Source organism: Halalkalibacter oceani (genome assembly GCF_040544555.1).
GTDB lineage: Bacteria > Bacillota > Bacilli > Bacillales > Bacillaceae_D > Halalkalibacter > Halalkalibacter oceani.
Map to the genome: position 1 here is coordinate 24,902 of NZ_JBEPKD010000031.1, position 16,844 is coordinate 41,745.

At 45.7% G+C, this 16,844-nt stretch carries 32 protein-coding genes; all 32 read left to right on the top strand.

The genetic code is table 11. The features are described from left to right. The first annotated feature begins 63 nt into the window (after positions 1 to 63). The 32 genes from rpsS (at position 64) to rpsI (ending at position 16,702) form a co-directional block, all read left to right on the top strand. The gene (gene rpsS, locus ABMB67_RS20990) at positions 64 to 342 is read left to right on the top strand and encodes a 30S ribosomal protein S19 (protein ID WP_251224398.1); all 279 of its coding nucleotides are present in this window, start codon (positions 64 to 66) and stop codon (positions 340 to 342) included. Between the two features lie 26 nt (positions 343 to 368). Continuing rightward, positions 369 to 710 (top strand): 50S ribosomal protein L22, encoded by a 342-nt coding sequence (gene rplV, locus ABMB67_RS20995; protein WP_251224397.1) that lies wholly within the window; start codon positions 369 to 371, stop codon positions 708 to 710. A gap of 3 nt (positions 711 to 713) precedes the next feature. Beyond that, positions 714 to 1,373 (top strand): 30S ribosomal protein S3, encoded by a 660-nt coding sequence (rpsC, locus tag ABMB67_RS21000; RefSeq protein ID WP_251195079.1) that lies wholly within the window; start codon positions 714 to 716, stop codon positions 1,371 to 1,373. A 2-nt stretch (positions 1,374 to 1,375) separates the two neighbouring features. After that, complete coding sequence (gene rplP, locus ABMB67_RS21005; RefSeq protein WP_251224396.1) at positions 1,376 to 1,810, top strand: 50S ribosomal protein L16; 435 nt, start codon at positions 1,376 to 1,378, stop codon at positions 1,808 to 1,810. Beyond that, the gene (rpmC, locus tag ABMB67_RS21010) at positions 1,800 to 2,003 is read left to right on the top strand and encodes a 50S ribosomal protein L29 (protein WP_003322618.1); all 204 of its coding nucleotides are present in this window, start codon (positions 1,800 to 1,802) and stop codon (positions 2,001 to 2,003) included. The genes rplP and rpmC overlap by 11 nt, the downstream gene beginning before the upstream one ends. An 18-nt stretch (positions 2,004 to 2,021) precedes the next feature. Then, positions 2,022 to 2,282 (top strand): 30S ribosomal protein S17, encoded by a 261-nt coding sequence (rpsQ, locus tag ABMB67_RS21015; RefSeq protein ID WP_251195077.1) that lies wholly within the window; start codon positions 2,022 to 2,024, stop codon positions 2,280 to 2,282. A 33-nt stretch (positions 2,283 to 2,315) separates the two neighbouring features. Then, positions 2,316 to 2,684 (top strand): 50S ribosomal protein L14, encoded by a 369-nt coding sequence (gene rplN, locus ABMB67_RS21020; RefSeq protein WP_251195076.1) that lies wholly within the window; start codon positions 2,316 to 2,318, stop codon positions 2,682 to 2,684. 48 nt (positions 2,685 to 2,732) lie between these two features. Continuing rightward, on the top strand, positions 2,733 to 3,044 hold the full coding sequence (gene rplX, locus ABMB67_RS21025; protein WP_251195118.1) for a 50S ribosomal protein L24: 312 nt from the start codon (positions 2,733 to 2,735) through the stop codon (positions 3,042 to 3,044). A 26-nt stretch (positions 3,045 to 3,070) separates the two neighbouring features. Continuing rightward, positions 3,071 to 3,610: a 50S ribosomal protein L5 gene (rplE, locus tag ABMB67_RS21030; RefSeq protein ID WP_251224395.1), complete on the top strand. Its 540-nt coding sequence runs from the start codon at positions 3,071 to 3,073 to the stop codon at positions 3,608 to 3,610. Between the two features lie 24 nt (positions 3,611 to 3,634). Continuing rightward, complete coding sequence (locus tag ABMB67_RS21035; protein WP_012957149.1) at positions 3,635 to 3,820, top strand: type Z 30S ribosomal protein S14; 186 nt, start codon at positions 3,635 to 3,637, stop codon at positions 3,818 to 3,820. A 29-nt stretch (positions 3,821 to 3,849) separates the two neighbouring features. Further along, complete coding sequence (gene rpsH, locus ABMB67_RS21040) at positions 3,850 to 4,248, top strand: 30S ribosomal protein S8 (protein ID WP_251224394.1); 399 nt, start codon at positions 3,850 to 3,852, stop codon at positions 4,246 to 4,248. Between the two features lie 33 nt (positions 4,249 to 4,281). Next, on the top strand, positions 4,282 to 4,818 hold the full coding sequence (gene rplF / locus ABMB67_RS21045; protein ID WP_251224393.1) for a 50S ribosomal protein L6: 537 nt from the start codon (positions 4,282 to 4,284) through the stop codon (positions 4,816 to 4,818). A gap of 30 nt (positions 4,819 to 4,848) precedes the next feature. Further along, on the top strand, positions 4,849 to 5,211 hold the full coding sequence (gene rplR, locus ABMB67_RS21050) for a 50S ribosomal protein L18 (RefSeq protein WP_251195072.1): 363 nt from the start codon (positions 4,849 to 4,851) through the stop codon (positions 5,209 to 5,211). Positions 5,212 to 5,232: 21 nt separating this feature from the next. Next, positions 5,233 to 5,733 (top strand): 30S ribosomal protein S5, encoded by a 501-nt coding sequence (rpsE, locus tag ABMB67_RS21055; RefSeq protein ID WP_251224392.1) that lies wholly within the window; start codon positions 5,233 to 5,235, stop codon positions 5,731 to 5,733. A 13-nt stretch (positions 5,734 to 5,746) separates the two neighbouring features. Next, positions 5,747 to 5,935, top strand: coding sequence for a 50S ribosomal protein L30 (gene rpmD / locus ABMB67_RS21060; RefSeq protein ID WP_251195070.1), 189 nt, complete (start codon positions 5,747 to 5,749; stop codon positions 5,933 to 5,935). Positions 5,936 to 5,966: 31 nt separating this feature from the next. After that, positions 5,967 to 6,407 carry a 50S ribosomal protein L15 gene (gene rplO, locus ABMB67_RS21065; protein WP_251224391.1) on the top strand — a complete coding sequence of 147 codons (441 nt, stop codon included), beginning with the start codon at positions 5,967 to 5,969 and terminating at the stop codon, positions 6,405 to 6,407. Further along, the gene (gene secY / locus ABMB67_RS21070) at positions 6,407 to 7,699 is read left to right on the top strand and encodes a preprotein translocase subunit SecY (protein ID WP_251224390.1); all 1,293 of its coding nucleotides are present in this window, start codon (positions 6,407 to 6,409) and stop codon (positions 7,697 to 7,699) included. The genes rplO and secY overlap by 1 nt, the downstream gene beginning before the upstream one ends. Positions 7,700 to 7,777: 78 nt before the next feature. After that, positions 7,778 to 8,431, top strand: coding sequence for an adenylate kinase (locus tag ABMB67_RS21075; RefSeq protein ID WP_251224389.1), 654 nt, complete (start codon positions 7,778 to 7,780; stop codon positions 8,429 to 8,431). Next, positions 8,428 to 9,174: a type I methionyl aminopeptidase gene (gene map, locus ABMB67_RS21080; protein ID WP_251224388.1), complete on the top strand. Its 747-nt coding sequence runs from the start codon at positions 8,428 to 8,430 to the stop codon at positions 9,172 to 9,174. Before ABMB67_RS21075 ends, map begins: the two co-directional genes overlap by 4 nt. A gap of 18 nt (positions 9,175 to 9,192) precedes the next feature. Further along, entirely contained in the window at positions 9,193 to 9,501 is a 309-nt protein-coding gene (locus ABMB67_RS21085) for a KOW domain-containing RNA-binding protein (protein WP_251195065.1), read from the top strand. A 4-nt stretch (positions 9,502 to 9,505) separates the two neighbouring features. Beyond that, the gene (gene infA / locus ABMB67_RS21090; protein ID WP_010896341.1) at positions 9,506 to 9,724 is read left to right on the top strand and encodes a translation initiation factor IF-1; all 219 of its coding nucleotides are present in this window, start codon (positions 9,506 to 9,508) and stop codon (positions 9,722 to 9,724) included. 104 nt (positions 9,725 to 9,828) lie between these two features. Further along, the gene (gene rpmJ / locus ABMB67_RS21095; protein ID WP_003322638.1) at positions 9,829 to 9,942 is read left to right on the top strand and encodes a 50S ribosomal protein L36; all 114 of its coding nucleotides are present in this window, start codon (positions 9,829 to 9,831) and stop codon (positions 9,940 to 9,942) included. A gap of 22 nt (positions 9,943 to 9,964) precedes the next feature. Next, positions 9,965 to 10,330 carry a 30S ribosomal protein S13 gene (rpsM, locus tag ABMB67_RS21100; protein WP_251195064.1) on the top strand — a complete coding sequence of 122 codons (366 nt, stop codon included), beginning with the start codon at positions 9,965 to 9,967 and terminating at the stop codon, positions 10,328 to 10,330. Positions 10,331 to 10,350: 20 nt separating this feature from the next. Continuing rightward, positions 10,351 to 10,743 carry a 30S ribosomal protein S11 gene (gene rpsK, locus ABMB67_RS21105; RefSeq protein ID WP_251195063.1) on the top strand — a complete coding sequence of 131 codons (393 nt, stop codon included), beginning with the start codon at positions 10,351 to 10,353 and terminating at the stop codon, positions 10,741 to 10,743. A gap of 163 nt (positions 10,744 to 10,906) precedes the next feature. Beyond that, on the top strand, positions 10,907 to 11,851 hold the full coding sequence (locus tag ABMB67_RS21110; RefSeq protein WP_251195062.1) for a DNA-directed RNA polymerase subunit alpha: 945 nt from the start codon (positions 10,907 to 10,909) through the stop codon (positions 11,849 to 11,851). 71 nt (positions 11,852 to 11,922) lie between these two features. Beyond that, positions 11,923 to 12,285 (top strand): 50S ribosomal protein L17, encoded by a 363-nt coding sequence (gene rplQ / locus ABMB67_RS21115; protein ID WP_251195061.1) that lies wholly within the window; start codon positions 11,923 to 11,925, stop codon positions 12,283 to 12,285. A 120-nt stretch (positions 12,286 to 12,405) separates the two neighbouring features. Continuing rightward, the gene (locus ABMB67_RS21120) at positions 12,406 to 13,242 is read left to right on the top strand and encodes an energy-coupling factor transporter ATPase (protein WP_354573217.1); all 837 of its coding nucleotides are present in this window, start codon (positions 12,406 to 12,408) and stop codon (positions 13,240 to 13,242) included. Next, positions 13,218 to 14,078, top strand: coding sequence for an energy-coupling factor transporter ATPase (locus tag ABMB67_RS21125; protein ID WP_354573218.1), 861 nt, complete (start codon positions 13,218 to 13,220; stop codon positions 14,076 to 14,078). Before ABMB67_RS21120 ends, ABMB67_RS21125 begins: the two co-directional genes overlap by 25 nt. After that, positions 14,078 to 14,878 carry an energy-coupling factor transporter transmembrane component T family protein gene (locus tag ABMB67_RS21130; RefSeq protein ID WP_354573219.1) on the top strand — a complete coding sequence of 267 codons (801 nt, stop codon included), beginning with the start codon at positions 14,078 to 14,080 and terminating at the stop codon, positions 14,876 to 14,878. The genes ABMB67_RS21125 and ABMB67_RS21130 overlap by 1 nt, the downstream gene beginning before the upstream one ends. Before the next feature lie 24 nt (positions 14,879 to 14,902). Then, positions 14,903 to 15,694, top strand: a complete 792-nt coding sequence (gene truA, locus ABMB67_RS21135; protein ID WP_251224384.1) for a tRNA pseudouridine(38-40) synthase TruA — start codon at positions 14,903 to 14,905, stop codon at positions 15,692 to 15,694. A 157-nt stretch (positions 15,695 to 15,851) separates the two neighbouring features. Continuing rightward, complete coding sequence (gene rplM / locus ABMB67_RS21140) at positions 15,852 to 16,289, top strand: 50S ribosomal protein L13 (protein WP_251195056.1); 438 nt, start codon at positions 15,852 to 15,854, stop codon at positions 16,287 to 16,289. 20 nt (positions 16,290 to 16,309) lie between these two features. Then, the gene (rpsI, locus tag ABMB67_RS21145; protein WP_251195055.1) at positions 16,310 to 16,702 is read left to right on the top strand and encodes a 30S ribosomal protein S9; all 393 of its coding nucleotides are present in this window, start codon (positions 16,310 to 16,312) and stop codon (positions 16,700 to 16,702) included. The last annotated feature ends 142 nt before the right edge of the window (positions 16,703 to 16,844 follow it).

A 16,844-nucleotide genomic window follows, 5' to 3' on the forward strand; every position in this document is an offset into this window, starting at 1 on the left:
GGGATTAACCTGCGGTTCTAAGCAGTTAGAACCGTAGCGCTAATCGCGAAGGGAGGTTTTCTCATGGGTCGTAGTTTGAAAAAGGGACCTTTTGTCGATGATCATTTAATGAAGAAAGTCGAAGCAATGAATGAAAAGGATGACAAGAGAGTCATTAAGACATGGTCTCGTCGTTCAACGATTTTCCCTGAGTTTATCGGTCATACAATCGCTGTTTATGATGGCCGCAAGCACGTGCCTGTTTACGTATCTGAGGACATGGTTGGTCATAAGCTTGGTGAGTTTGCGCCAACTCGTACGTACAAAGGTCACGCAGCTGATGATAAGAAAACAAGACGTTAATGTAAGGTAGAGAGGAGGTCAATCCCATGCAAGCTAAAGCCGTAGCAAAACAAGTACGTATTGCTCCTCGCAAAGTACGTCTAGTTGTTGACTTGATTCGTGGTAAGCAGGTTGGTGAGGCGATTGCGATTCTTCGCCACACTCCGAAAGCTGCTTCTCCTGTTGTAGAAAAGCTTTTAAATTCTGCAATTGCGAATGCGGAACACAACTATGAAATGGAGCCAAACAATCTTGTAATTAGTGAAGCGTACGTAAATGAAGGTATTACACTTAAACGTTTCCGTCCACGTGCGATGGGACGTGCGAGTCGTATTAACAAGCGTACTAGCCACATTACACTAGTGGTAACTGAAAAGAAGGAGGGATAACGCGTGGGTCAAAAAATCAACCCTGTCGGACTTCGAGTTGGTGTCATTCGTGACTGGGAGTCAAAATGGTTCGCTGATAAAGATTATGCAGACTTACTGCACGAAGACATCAAAATTCGTGAGTACATTGAAAAACGTTTAAAAGACGCATCTGTGTCTAAAGTAGAAATCGAACGTGCGGCTAACCGCGTAAACATTACAATTTCTACTGCTAAGCCAGGTATGGTGATCGGAAAAGGCGGTTCGGAAGTTGAAGCGTTACGTAAAGCCCTTAATGATTTAACTGGCAAGCGGGTACACATTAATATTTTTGAAATTAAGCAAGCTGATCTTGATGCTAAGCTTGTTGCAGAAAATATTGCACGTCAATTAGAAAATCGTATCTCATTCCGTCGTGCAATGAAGCAGGCAATTCAACGCACAATGCGTGCTGGTGCTAAGGGTATTAAAACTCAAGTATCCGGTCGTCTTGGTGGCGCTGATATCGCTCGTGCTGAACACTACAATGAAGGAACTGTTCCACTTCACACGCTTCGTGCTGATATTGACTACGGTACAGCTGAAGCTGATACAACATACGGTAAGTTAGGTGTTAAGATCTGGATTTATCGTGGTGAAGTCCTTCCAACGAAAGGAACGAACAAAGAGGAAGGAGGCAACTAATCATGTTAATGCCAAAACGTGTTAAATATCGTCGTGAGCACCGTGGAAACATGCGCGGACGTGCAAAAGGCGGTACTGAAGTTCATTTCGGTGAGTATGGCTTACAAGCTCTTGAGGCATCTTGGATTACGAACCGTCAAATCGAAGCGGCTCGTATTGCAATGACTCGTTATATGAAGCGTGGTGGTAAGGTTTGGATCAAGATTTTCCCTTCTAAGCCATACACGGCAAAGCCTCTAGAGGTTCGGATGGGTTCTGGTAAAGGTGCTCCTGAAGGATGGGTAGCTGTTGTCAAGCCTGGTAAAATTATGTTTGAAATCGCTGGTGTTTCTGAAGAGGTTGCTCGTGAAGCGTTACGTCTTGCTTCTCATAAATTACCGGTTAAATGTAAGTTCGTAAAACGCGATGAAGTGGGTGGTGACGCAAATGAAAGCTAATGATATTCGTAACTTAACCACTGCTGAAATTGAGCAAAAGACAAAGTCATTGAAAGAAGAGTTGTTCAACCTTCGCTTTCAATTAGCGACTGGTCAATTGGATAATCCGGCCCGCATTCGTGAAGTTCGTAAAGCAATTGCTCGTGCAAAGACAGTTTTGCGTGAACGTGAGCTTGGAATTAACAACGGCTAAAAAAGGAGGTTTGCTTAAATGGAACGCAACCATCGTAAGGTCTACAGAGGACGCGTTGTTTCTGATAAGATGGATAAGACAATCACTGTTCTTGTCGAAACTTATAAGAAAGATCGTCTCTACGGTAAGCGCGTAAAGTACTCGAAGAAGTTCAAAGCGCATGATGAAGAGAACAAAGCGAAAATTGGCGATATCGTAGAAATTATGGAAACTCGTCCACTTTCAAAAGATAAACGTTTCCGCTTGATCGAAATTGTAGAAGAAGCGGTAATCATCTAATAGAATCCTTGTGTTGAAGGGAGGTAAGTTCGAATGATTCAACAAGAATCCCGTTTAAAAGTTGCTGATAACTCTGGAGCGCGTGAAGTGCTTTGTATTAAAGTTTTAGGTGGTTCTGGTCGTAAAACTGCTAATATTGGTGATGTAATTGTTTGCTCGGTGAAACAAGCAACACCAGGAGGCGTTGTCAAGAAGGGTGACGTTGTTAAAGCAGTTATCGTCCGTACAAAGAGCGGTGCTCGTCGCAATGACGGCTCATACATCAAGTTTGATGAAAATGCAGCGGTTATTATCCGTGACGACAAGAGCCCTCGTGGTACTCGTATTTTTGGACCAGTAGCGCGTGAGCTTCGTGATAATCAATTCATGAAGATTGTATCACTTGCTCCGGAAGTTCTTTAATAGAAGATTATTGAAAGGCCCTGTCAAGGAGGTGCGAACATGGCGAAGATGCATGTCAAAAAAGGTGACACTGTAAAGGTCATCTCTGGAAAAGACAAAGGTAAACAAGGCGTGATCCTTGAAGCGTTCCCTAAGAAGAACCGTGTCCTTGTTGAAGGTGTGAATATCGTGAAAAAACACGCCAAGCCTTCTCAAGATAACCCGCAAGGCGGAATTTTAAATCAAGAAGCGCCAATTCATTCTTCAAACGTTATGCCTATCGACCCTAAGTCTGGTGAACCTACTCGTGTAGGTTATAAAGTGGAGAACGGAAAAAAGGTACGTATTGCTAAGAAGTCTGGCGAAGCGTTAGATAAGTAGTCAGAGTGTGAAAGGAGGTCAATCGTATGAATCGTTTAAAAGAGAAGTATACAAGTGAAATCGTTCCTTCTTTGGTTGAGAAGTTCAACTATTCATCTGTCATGGCGGTTCCTAAACTCGAAAAGATTGTTGTGAACATGGGTGTAGGTGACGCTGTTTCAAATGCAAAGGCTTTGGATAAAGCTGTTGAAGAATTAACTGAGATTACGGGACAAAAGCCAGTTATTACAAAGGCGAAAAAATCAATTGCAGGTTTCAAACTACGTGAGGGTATGCCAATCGGTGCGAAGGTAACACTTCGTGGTGAGCGTATGTATGATTTCCTAGATAAATTAATTTCTATTTCATTACCTCGTGTACGTGACTTCCGCGGTGTTTCGAAGAAAGCTTTTGACGGTCGCGGTAACTACACACTAGGTGTGAAGGAGCAATTAATTTTCCCTGAAATTGATTACGATAAAGTCGATAAAGTTCGTGGTATGGACGTTGTATTAGTAACGACAGCGAAAACAGACGAAGAGGCTCGTGAACTTTTAACACAAATGGGAATGCCATTCCAAAAATAATCGAATCGAAGAGGAGGGAACACGTTGGCAAAGAAATCAATGATTGCAAAGCAAAAGCGCACACAAAAGTATAAAGTTCAAGAATATACACGTTGTGAACGTTGCGGTCGTCCTCATTCAGTATTACGTAAGTTTAAACTTTGCAGAATTTGCTTCAGAGAACTTGCTCATAAAGGGCAGATTCCTGGCGTGAAAAAAGCTAGTTGGTAATCCCAAGAACGGGAAGGAGGTAAATATAAATGGTCATGACAGATCCTATTGCAGATATGCTTACTCGTATTCGTAATGCGAACACTGTTCGCCACGAGAAGCTTGAGCTACCTGCTTCAAAGGTAAAGAAAGAAATTGCAGATATTCTAAAGCGCGAGGGCTTTATCCGTGACTACGAATATATTGAAGATAATAAGCAAGGTGTGATCCGTATTTTCTTGAAATATGGTTCAACAAATGAGCGTGTAATCACTGGTCTTAAGCGTATTAGTAAGCCTGGACTTCGTGTTTATGCAAAAGCAAACGAGCTTCCACGTGTACTTGGAGGTCTTGGAATTGCGTTAGTTTCTACATCAAAAGGTATAATGACAGACAAGGATGCGCGTAACCAGCAAGTTGGTGGCGAAGTATTAGCTTACGTTTGGTAATAGAATCCTTGAAATGAACGGAGGTGTATGAGAATGTCTCGAATTGGTAAAAAGCCAGTTGAAATTCCAGGTGGAGTGACTGTAACGCTTGATGGCCAGCTAATGACGGTAAAAGGTCCTAAAGGTGAGCTTAAGCGTGAGCTTCATCCTGAAATGAAGATCAACATTGAAGAAAATCAGGTTACAGTTGAGCGTCCATCTGATCAGAAGGAGCACCGTGCTCTTCACGGTACAACTCGTAGCTTAATTAATAACATGGTTGAAGGTGTAACAAAGGGATATGAGCGTGCACTTGAACTTATCGGTGTCGGTTACCGTGCTTCTAAGTCAGGTCAGAAACTCGTACTTAATGTTGGATACTCTCATCCAGTGGAAATCGTTCCTGAAGCGGGACTGGAAATTGAAGTTCCTTCTAACACGAAAGTAATCGTTAAAGGAATTGATAAAGAACGCGTTGGGGCACTAGCATCTAACATTCGTTCTGTACGTTTACCTGAACCGTATAAAGGCAAGGGTATTCGCTATGAAGGCGAATATGTTCGTCGTAAAGAAGGTAAAACTGGTAAATAATCACTAACCTACGGAAAGGAATGACGTTCAATGATTACGAAGGCTAATAAGAACGTGGCACGTAAGAAGCGACATGCCCATGTGCGTCGCACGATCACAGGAACGCCTGAACGTCCTCGTCTTAATGTATTCCGTTCGTCAAAGCACATTTATGCTCAGTTGATTGATGATGTAAATGGCGTAACGCTTGCATCTGCTTCAACTCTTGATAAAGAAATTGATGCGGAAAATGTAGCAAAGACGGAAGCAGCGAAGCTAGTTGGCGAGCTCGTCGCAAAACGTGCGATTGAAAATGGACATAAAGTTGTGGTCTTTGACCGTGGCGGATATTTATACCACGGCCGTGTAGCCACTCTCGCAGATGCAGCACGTGAAGCTGGTCTGCAATTCTAAAGAATAAAGGAGGGAAAATGAATGCGTCGTATTGACCCTAATACATTGGAACTTGAAGAAAAAGTAGTAGCAGTCAACCGTGTAGCAAAGGTCGTTAAAGGTGGACGTCGTTTCCGCTTTGCTGCCTTGGTTGTTGTTGGCGATAAAAATGGTCATGTCGGATTCGGTATGGGTAAAGCGCAAGAAGTACCGGAAGCGATCCGCAAGGCTATTGAAGATGCAAAGAAGAATTTAATTGAAGTGCCGGTCGTTGGCACAACAATTCCACATGAAACGATTGGCCACTTTGGTGCTGGACGTGTTTTCTTAAAGAATGCATCGGAAGGTACAGGAGTTATTGCCGGAGGTCCAGTGCGTGCGGTGCTTGAATTGGCTGGTATCGGCGATATTCTTTCTAAATCATTGGGTTCAAACAACCCAATCAATATGGTCCGTGCAACAATGGAAGGACTTAAAGGCTTAAAGCGTGCTGAAGAAGTTGCGAAACTTCGCGGCAAATCCGTAGAAGAGCTTTTAGGATAAGGAGGGAAAGCAAATGGCTAAGAAATTAGAAATTACCCTCACTCGTAGTCTTATCGGACGCCCTGAGAACCAACGCGTTACTGTGAAGACACTTGGCTTGCGCAAAATGCACCAAACTGTTGTTCAGGAAGATAACGCTGCGATTCGCGGTATGGTAAATAAGGTATCTCACCTTTTAACAGTAAAAGAAATTGAAGCATAATTGATTATTTCATAAATGAGGAGGTGTCGACATGAAACTTCATGAGTTGAAACCTGCAGAGGGATCTCGTAAAGTACGTAACCGTGTAGGTCGCGGTATTGGTTCTGGTAACGGAAAAACGGCGGGAAAAGGACATAAAGGTCAAAACGCTCGTTCTGGTGGCGGTGTTCGTCCTGGTTTCGAGGGTGGTCAAAATCCGCTATACCGTCGTCTGCCGAAGCGCGGGTTCACTAATCCAACTCGGAAAGAGTACACCGTAGTTAACCTTGAAACATTAAACCGTTTCGATGCGAATACTGAGGTAACTCCGGAACTTCTGATTGAATCTGGAACAGTGAAAAACGTAAAGCACGGTATTAAGATCCTTGGAAATGGTAAGGTTGAAAAGAGCTTGACTGTAAAAGCACATAAGTTCTCTGCTTCTGCAGTAGAAGCTATCGAAGCTGCTGGCGGAAAAACTGAGGTGATTTAATGTTCCGGACGATCTCCAACATTATGCGAGTGGGTGATTTGCGCCGTAAGGTTATCTTCACCCTCCTTATGCTCATTGTGTTTCGAATCGGGAGCTTTATTCCAATTCCAGGTTCGAACCGCGACGCTCTTGATTTTATGGACCAAGCAAATGCATTTGGGTTTCTAAATACGTTTGGTGGTGGAGCGTTGGGGAACTTCTCTATTTTCGCAATGGGTATCATGCCATACATCACTGCTTCGATTGTTGTGCAGTTGTTACAAATGGATGTCGTACCTAAGTTTGCTGAGTGGGCAAAGCAGGGGGAAGCTGGACGACGTAAATTAGCTCAGTTTACCCGTTATGGAACGATCGTTTTAGGTTTCTTTCAAGCTTTAGCAATGTCAGTTGGTTTTAACACAATCTTTACTGGGTTAATTCCAAATCCAAGTATTCCTACGTACCTGTTTATCGCCTTAGTGTTGACAGCCGGTACCGCTTTTCTTATGTGGCTTGGTGAGCAAATTACAGCAAAAGGTGTCGGAAATGGGATCTCGATCATTATCTTTGCCGGTATTGCCGCAGGGATTCCGAACGGGATTAACCAGATCTACGCTACGCAACTTGAAAGTGCAGGAGAACAGCTGTTTTTAAGCATTGTCACTGTCCTTTTACTGGCGCTTGCTGTATTGGCGATCATCGTTGGTGTTATCTTTATCCAACAGGCCTTGAGAAAGGTTCCGGTTCAATATGCGAAGCGTCTGGTAGGTCGTAGTCCAGTTGGTGGACAATCAACGCATTTACCTTTGAAAGTTAATGCTGCAGGGGTTATTCCTGTCATCTTTGCTCTTTCTCTGTTTATCTTCCCGCCAACTGTAGCTGGTTTTTTTGGAACGGATAATGAGATTGCCGCTTGGATTATAAGGGTGTTTGATTATACTCATCCAGTGGGAATGGTTGTATACGCACTTTTAATTATTGGGTTTACGTACTTTTATACGTTTATTCAAGTTAATCCAGAGCAAATGGCAGAGAACCTTAAAAAGCAAGGTGGCTATATTCCAGGTATTCGTCCGGGTAAGACAACGCAGATTTACCTAACACGAATCCTCTATCGGTTAACGTTTGTTGGGGCGCTCTTCTTAACATCTGTTTCCATAATTCCAGTTTTCTTTACTCGTTTCATGGATTTACCTCCAGCCATCCAAATTGGGGGTACTGGATTATTAATCGTGGTTGGTGTAGCATTAGACACGATGAAACAAATCGAGAGTCAGCTCATTAAACGTTCGTATAAAGGATTTATTAAGTAGTAAGGGGAGCAGGGAAGGTATGTGATCTTCCCGTTCGCCTTCTGTGTGTTAATTCGGAACGATGGAGGGGATTAGGGAATGAACCTTATTTTGATGGGATTGCCTGGTGCCGGGAAAGGCACGCAAGCTGAGCGGATTGTTTCGAAATATGAGATCCCTCATATTTCGACTGGGGATATGTTTCGCGCAGCGATTAAAGGTGAAACAGAGCTTGGGGTCAAAGCAAAGTCATTTATGGATGCAGGAGAGCTTGTTCCTGATGAAGTGACGATTGGTATTGTACGGGAACGTCTTTCTATGGATGATTGCCAAAAAGGATTTCTCCTTGATGGGTTTCCACGTACGGTCGCCCAGGCGGAAGCACTGGAAGAACTGCTTGACTCAATGGGGCGTAAGCTGGATTATGTGCTCAATATTGATGTTCCGGAGCAGCTTCTCATGGATCGGTTGACAGGGCGTCGCGTGTCACCGAGTTCGGGCCGGACTTATCATGTTATTTTCAATCCGCCTAAAGTGGAAGGGAAATGTGACATCGACGGCAGTGACTTAATCCAGCGGGATGACGACAAGCCTGAAACAGTTAAGAAACGTCTTGAAGTAAACCAGAAGCAAGCAAAGCCGCTTTTTGACTTCTATAGCGAAAAAGGCTATTTGCGCAATATAAATGGGGATCAAGACATTGATAAAGTATTTGCTGATATTGATGGCCTCTTGAAAGGACTTCGTGCATGATCATTTGTAAGACGGAACGAGAAATCGAGATCATGCGGGAAGCTGGAAAGATTGTTGCCTTAACGCATCAAGCTTTAAAGGAACATATTCAACCTGGCATATCAACAAAGGAACTGGATGAGATTGCAGAAAAGTTGATTCGTACGCATGGTGCAACTCCCTCATTCAAAGGCTATAATGGATTTACAGGCAGTATCTGTGCTTCAGTAAATGAGGAATTGGTGCACGGCATTCCTGGTAAGCGAGTGCTTAAAGAAGGAGATGTCATCAGCGTTGACATTGGCGCATATTATAATGGCTATCACGGTGATTCTGCTTGGACCTATGCAGTTGGCGAAATCAGCGCAAAGGATCAGGAGTTACTGGATGTGACGGAGACGGCCCTCTATAAAGGGCTTGAGGAAGCAAAGCCTGGCGGCAGGCTCTCAGATATTTCTCACGCGATCCAAACATATGCCGAGCCATTAGGATATTCGATCGTTCGCGAGTATGTCGGCCATGGAGTTGGGCAAGACTTGCATGAGGACCCGCAAATTCCTCATTATGGTCCACCCGGCAAAGGCCCGCGGCTGAAACCAGGCATGGTTTTGGCGATAGAACCAATGATCAATGCCGGGTCACGCTATGTACGCACGCTTTCTGATGACTGGACGGTTGTGACAGTCGACGGAAAGAATTGTGCCCACTTTGAGCATACCATTGCAATAACGGAATCAGGTTTTGAAATCTTGACAAAAGCTTAGATGTAGGTGATGGGAATCATGAAAGACTCAGGTCCGAGTCCCGAGCTCGGTCAAATTGTACAGATCCTCAAAGGACGTGACCAGGGACAGTTCGGTGTCATCATTGAACTGGTCGATGACCGTTTTATAGGGATTGCCGATGGCGACAAGCGCAAAGTTGACCGCTCAAAAAGAAAGAACATCAATCATGTTGAGCTTATTGATTACATTGCTGAGGAAGTTCGCAATAGCTTTATAGAAACAGGACGTGTTACTAATGGAAAGCTACGTTATGCCCTTGCTAGTTTTCTCGAAAAACACACTGATTTGCTGAAGGAAGGAGAGTAAACCTATGGCGAAAGAGGATGTTATTGAAGTGGAAGGAACGGTCATTGAACCCCTTCCCAATGCAATGTTTCGTGTTGAACTCGAAAATGGTCATAAGATTCTCGCTCACGTATCCGGTAAAATCCGCATGCACTTCATTCGGATTCTGCCAGGCGACAAGGTGACGGTTGAATTATCACCTTATGATCTGACTCGTGGACGAATCACATATCGATACAAATAAAAAAACGTTGCGAGAGCGACTAGCAAGATAATCGTTGATTGTTTTGCTTTGACCTGATTACATGTTTAATCAGTGCACTCCGTACTATAAGGAGGTAAACGAAAATGAAGGTTAGACCATCAGTCAAGCCTATTTGTGAAAAGTGTAAAGTCATCCGTCGTAAAGGGACGGTTATGGTCATTTGTGAAAACCCAAAACATAAGCAAAAGCAAGGATAATTTATAAGGAGGTGCTCTGCACATGGCTCGTATTGCAGGTGTCGATATTCCACGTGATAAGCGTATAGTGATTGCACTAACGTATGTCTATGGAATCGGGAAATCAAAAGCTGCTGAAGTTCTGGCAAACGCAGGTGTGTCTGAAGATACACGAGTGCGTGATCTTACGGAAGAGGAATTAGGACGTATCCGTGAAGCAATTGAAGAGTTTAAGGTTGAAGGTGACCTTCGTCGTGAAGTTTCCCTTAACATTAAGCGCCTAATTGAGATTGGTTCATATCGTGGCATCCGCCACCGTCGTGGTTTACCTGTTCGTGGTCAAAATTCTAAGAACAATGCTCGTACGCGTAAAGGTCCTCGTCGTACAGTAGCAAACAAGAAAAAGTAGTAAAGGAGGTCGCATAAAAAATGGCTAAGAAAACGAATACTCGTCCAAAACGTCGTCAACGTAAAAATGTAGAGGCCGGAATTGCTCACATTCGTTCTACATTTAACAATACGATTGTGACAATTACGGATGTCCACGGTAACGCTATTTCATGGGCAAGCGCTGGTGCATTAGGATTTAAAGGTTCTCGTAAATCAACTCCATTCGCAGCACAAATGGCTGCTGAATCCGCTGCAAAAACAGCAATGGAGCATGGTATGAAAACAGTTGAAGTATCAGTTAAAGGACCAGGTGCCGGCCGTGAAGCTGCTATCCGTTCCCTACAAGCGATTGGACTTGAAGTAAACATGATCAAAGATGTTACTCCTGTTCCGCATAACGGATGCCGTCCACCAAAACGTCGTAGAGTGTAATGGAATCAATCATTGTATAGATTTCCCTAAACTGTCAATAATGGACTAAGAGATGTGTCTTGTTGACAAAAAGGTGATAAGCTCAGGATTTGCCTGCTGGGTCGATCAGTCGGCAATCCTTGCAGTCTACCGGAGTTCGACGTTTTGAAGGAGGGTTTGTTTAATGATTGAAATCGAAAAGCCAAATATTGAAGCGGTTGAGATAAGTGAAGACGCAAAGTATGGTAAATTTGTTGTGGAACCACTAGAGCGTGGATATGGAACCACGTTAGGAAACTCCTTACGTCGCATTCTTCTCTCTTCTTTGCCAGGTGCTGCTGTGACATCTGTTCAAATCGATTCTGTTCTTCATGAATTTTCTACAATTGAAGGTGTTGTAGAGGACGTGACAACAATCATTTTGAATTTGAAGAAGCTTGCCCTTAAGATCTATTCAGATGAAGAGAAGACCCTTGAAATTGATGTTCAGGGGGAAGGTGTAGTAACAGCGAATGACTTGACTCATGATAGTGATGTCGAGGTCTTGAATCCGGATCTTCATATTGCTACGCTCGCAAAGGGAGCCCGTTTGCACATGCGCCTGACTGCGAAGCGCGGTCGCGGATATGTCTTAGCTGAAGGAAATAAGAATGACGATCAGCCGATTGGCGTTCTTCCTATTGATTCCATTTATACGCCGGTGTCACGTGTAAACTATCAAGTTGAGAATACCCGCGTCGGTCAAGTGACCAACTACGACAAACTAACCCTTGATGTCTGGACTGACGGAAGCATTCGCCCTGAAGAAGCTGTTTCATTAGGGGCCAAAATCTTAACAGAGCATTTAAATATATTCGTAGGATTAACAGACCAAGCGCAGAATGCGGAAATCATGGTTGAAAAAGAAGAAGATCAGAAGGAAAAGGTTCTGGAAATGACGATCGAAGAACTCGATCTTTCTGTGCGTTCTTACAATTGTCTGAAGCGTGCCGGTATTAATACGGTACAGGAATTGACGCAAAAGACAGAAGAAGACATGATGAAGGTTCGTAACCTTGGTCGGAAGTCATTAGAGGAAGTACAAGAGAAGCTTGGTGAGCTTGGGCTAGGCCTCCGTAAAGAAGACTAGTCTAAATTGATCAAGTTTGTTTCTGGAAATCGCTAATGATGTAAAGAACTGTTATAAAGGAGGGAATGAACATGGCATACGCAAAATTAGGTCGCACAAGTGCACACCGTAAAGCTTTATTCCGTGATTTGGCGACTGATCTTATTATCAATGAGCGTATCGAAACGACAGAAGCTAAGGCGAAGGAGCTTCGTTCAATCGTTGAGAAAATGATCACACTTGGAAAGCGCGGTGACTTGCACGCACGTCGTCAGGCTGCGGCTTTCATTCGTCGGGAAGTAGCGGATGAAGAGTCTGGACAAGACGCAATCCAAAAGCTGTTCTCTGATATCGCAGCTCGTTATGAGGAGCGTCAAGGTGGTTACACTCGCATCCTTAAAGTTGGACCTCGTCGTGGAGACGGTGCACCAATGGTGATTATTGAACTCGTATAATCAGATATGAGTGAATAGATGAGACGACAAAGGGCAATTCAGATCTGGGCACGCCTGCTCCGACTCTGAGCCCTTTTTTGTTTGTCGCAATGGTTACTGTTTTTAGAAAAGGAGGGGCTTATGTCTGAACTGATCGCCTTAGCAGATGTCTCCTATCAATACCCGAAGACCGAACATGTTGCCCTGAAAAAATTGACGATGAAGATTGAACGTGGCGAGTGGCTGACGGTCCTCGGACGCAATGGCTCAGGCAAGTCGACTTTTGGACGTCTGCTCAATGGACTGCTGCGGCCGACGAGCGGGGAAGTGTTTGTCGAAGGGCTATCAACCGGGGAAGAAGACGCGATCTGGACGATCCGCCGGAAAGTCGGAATGGTCTTTCAAAATCCCGACCATCAATTTGTCGCGACGACGGTCCGGGACGACCTCGCCTTTGGTCTCGAAAACATCGGACTCGATCGAACGGAAATGGAGAGACGGATCGAGAAATATGCTGCCCTGATTGGAATTGAGCGCTTTTTAGAGATGGAGCCGCACCGTCTGTCCGGCGGACAAAAGCAGCGGGCGGCCATTGCCGGAATTATGGCAATGGAGCCGGAGATCATCGTCTTTGATGAGGCGACCTCGATGCTTGACCCGCTCGGCAGAAAAGAAGTGCTGGCAACGATGAGCATGCTTCATCAGCGCGGTTCAACGATTATTTCCATTACTCATGATATGGAGGAAGCGTTGTTGGCGAGCAGGCTCCTGCTGCTTGCCGGAGGGGAGAAGCTGGCGGAAGGCACACCTGAACAGGTATTTGCCAACGCTGAGCTTGTTCGCCAGGCCGGTCTGCGGGTTCCGTTTGCGGTGGAGATGCAGCGGCAGCTTGAAAAGCGTGGTCTATCCTTTCATACGGCATGCTTGCGGGAAGAGGAGTTGATTACTGAATTATGGAGATTGTCTTCAACGAAGTAGAGCATCGTTATATGGAAGGAACCCCCTTTGAAAAGGTCGCGCTTCAGGATTGTACGATCAGAATCCCTTCAGGCTCTTTTACAGCTGTCATCGGCCATACCGGTTCAGGAAAGTCAACGCTTATTCAGCATATTAACGGGCTGCTTCGGCCGACGAAGGGGACGGTTCAGATCGGGCCTTACGAGCTGAAGACGGAAAAGAAAAAGGTCGATATCAGAGCTTTGCGTCAGCAGGTCGGACTTGTTTTTCAATATCCTGAGCATCAGCTGTTTGAAGAAACAGTTGCCAAAGATATTTGCTTCGGTCCGATGAACTTCGGCGTACCGTTTGAACGGGCGCTGAAGCGGGCAAAAGAGCTGCTGCCTCAGGTCGGTTTACCCGAGGAGATTTTAACGGCCTCCCCATTTGAACTGAGCGGGGGGCAAATGCGGCGGGTGGCGATTGCCGGCGTGCTCGCTTCACAGCCGAAGGTGCTCGTACTGGACGAGCCGGCGGCCAGCCTTGATCCTGAGGGGCATGAACAGATCATGCGACTTTTTGTCGACTATCATCACCAGCAGCAGACGACGACGGTGTTGGTGACGCATCATATGGAGGATGCGGCCCGGTATGCCGATCAGATTATTGTGCTGCATGAGGGCAAGGTCGAAATGGCCGGGGGACGCGAGATTATTTTTGAACAGGCGGAGAGATTGCGTGAGATTGGACTCGATCTTCCGGCCCCGGTCCGGTTTCTTGAACAAATCAAGCAACGCTTTGCCCTCGCTGACATCCCAAAATATTATGAGCTGGAGCGAGCGGCTGATTACGTGGCGAGACTTGTGGAGGGCGACTAATGCTGCAAAATATCATTATCGGTCAATACGTTGGTGTAGCCTCCCTTCTTCACCGGCTTGATCCCCGCTCGAAGCTGGTGAGTGTCGCGATTCTCGTCATTATAATTTTTCTGGTTGATAACTGGGTGGCCGGGGGATTGATGATTGCTTTTGCCCTCATCCTTATCTTTTTATCAAATGTCCCCCTGTCCTTTATTTATCGGGGGATGAAGCCGATCTTTCTGCTCGTCCTGTTTACTGTGTTCTTTCACCTCCTGTTAACGCGGGAGGGCGAGGTGCTATGGACGGCCGGCCCCTTTTCAATTTATGAGCACGGCGTACGCCAGGCCGCTTTTATGGCATTGCGGCTGTTAACATTGATTGTCTTTACGTCTCTGATTACGCTGACGACGAAGCCGATTGATATAACAGACGGGCTGGAGTATTTGCTCAGTCCGTTAAAAAAAGTCAGGCTGCCTGCCCATGAGCTTGCTCTAATGATGTCGATTGCGCTGCGCTTTATTCCGACTTTTATGCAGGAGACGGAAAAGATTATGAAGGCGCAAATGGCGCGCGGCGTTGACTTTACGAGCGGGCCATGGCGCCAGCGGTTAATGGCATTTGTTCCGCTGCTCGTACCGTTGTTTATAAGCGCGTTTAAACGGGCGGAGGACCTGGCGTTGGCGATGGAGGCCAGAGGCTATCGTGGCGGGGAAGGACGGACGAAATACCGCCTTCTTGCCTGGAACTGGCGGGATTCCTTGGCGGTCGCTCTATGCCTTGGGCTGAGCGCTGCGGTGCTCGCGCTACGACTTCTATAATACCGAGGAGAGGAGGTGACCGTCATGCTGAATAGAGTCGCTCTTTTAGTGGAATACGATGGCAGTGCTTTTTACGGCTTTCAGGTTCAGGAAAACCAGCGGACGATTCAAGGGGAAATCGAACGGGCGCTTTCGATTATTCATAAAGGAGAGTTTATTCGCATCCACCCATCGGGGCGAACTGACACCGGCGTGCACGCCCGGGGGCAGGTGATTCATTTTGACACGCCGCTTTCCATTGATCCGGCGCGCTGGCCGCAGGCGCTGAACGGCTGCCTGCCTAACGATATCCGGATCGTCGAAGCAGCCTGTGTGGCGGATGACTTTCATACCCGCTATGATTCAGTTAGGAAGCATTATCGCTACCGGGTGCTGAATCGGAAGGAGCGGGACGTCTTTCGCCGCAATCTTGCGTTTTTTGTCCCCTATGAGATGGATCTTGATTTGATTCGCGCCGGTGCCGCGCATTTGCTTGGCACCCATGACTTCTCATCTTTTTGCGTGACAAACGCTGATGTGAAAAGCAAGGTGAGGACATTACATACCTTGCAGGTCAACCGGCAAGGTGATGAAATTATTTTCGACTTAATCGGAGACGGCTTCCTCCATAATATGGTGCGGATCATTGTTGGAACGTTGCTTGAAGTTGGCGGGGGAAGAAGGGCGCCTGAAGACATCGCCCGCATCCGCGATGCGCGCAACAGGGCGGCAGCTGGAAAAACAGCGCCGGGCCACGGCTTGTTTCTGTGGCAGGTCTTCTATGAGCAGCCGATTTTTCAAAATAACGGAGCAGCGTCAAATGACAACGACGCCTAGTGTAACAAGTTGTTGACAATGGGTTTTTAATGTTATATGATGTTAGATGGTAATTTCAAAAACCCACTAGCCCCGGGTTTCGGAATGTTACATGAGACTATGGTTAACTTGATTTGATAAAACATGAAAGCAATGGTTCTTTTTAGGAGGGAAATTCATGCGTACAACATATATGGCAAAGCCAAACGAAGTTGAGCGTAAGTGGTATGTAGTAGACGCTGAAGGTCAAACGCTTGGTCGTCTTGCTTCAGAAGTAGCTTCTATCCTTCGCGGAAAGCACAAGCCTACGTTCACACCACACGTTGATACTGGTGACCACGTGATCATCATTAACGCTGAGAAAATCGAATTAACAGGTAACAAATTAAATGACAAGATCTACTATCGTCATTCAAACCACCCTGGTGGTCTGAAAAAGACAACAGCAGGCGATATGCGTGCGAACAAGCCAGAGCGTATGCTTGAGCTTGCTATCAAAGGGATGCTTCCAAAGAACACTCTTGGTCGCGCGCAAGGGATGAAGCTGCACGTATACGCAGGCAGCGAACACAAACATCAAGCTCAGAAACCAGAAGTTTACGAACTTCGCGGTTAATTGATAGGAGGGTATTAATTTTGGCACAAGTACAATATTACGGTACAGGTCGCCGCAAGCACTCTGTTGCTCGTGTACGCCTACTGCCAGGTGACGGTCGTATCGTTATTAATGGTCGTGAAATGGACGAATATTTCAATCTTGAAACATTAAAGCTTATCGTAAAGCAGCCACTTGTTGAAACTGGCGTTGAAGGTCAATATGACGTTCACGTAAACGTTGAAGGTGGAGGCTACACAGGACAAGCGGGCGCTATCCGTCATGGCGTGGCACGCGCACTACTTGAAGTAGATCCTGACAACCGTCCGGTGCTTAAAAGCGCTGGCTTCCTAACTCGTGATGCACGTATGAAAGAACGTAAGAAATACGGTCTTAAAGCAGCACGTCGTGCACCTCAGTTCTCAAAGCGTTAAGTTTTTACGTCTTGCAAAACCCCCAACTGCTTATGGTTGGGGGTTTGTTTTTAGTGCGCCACGCATGGCGCGTAGCTAGGCGGTGAAAGTCCGCTATGGGGGCTGGCAGTTGCCAACCATTAGCCAAGAGCAAGGGTGTCCA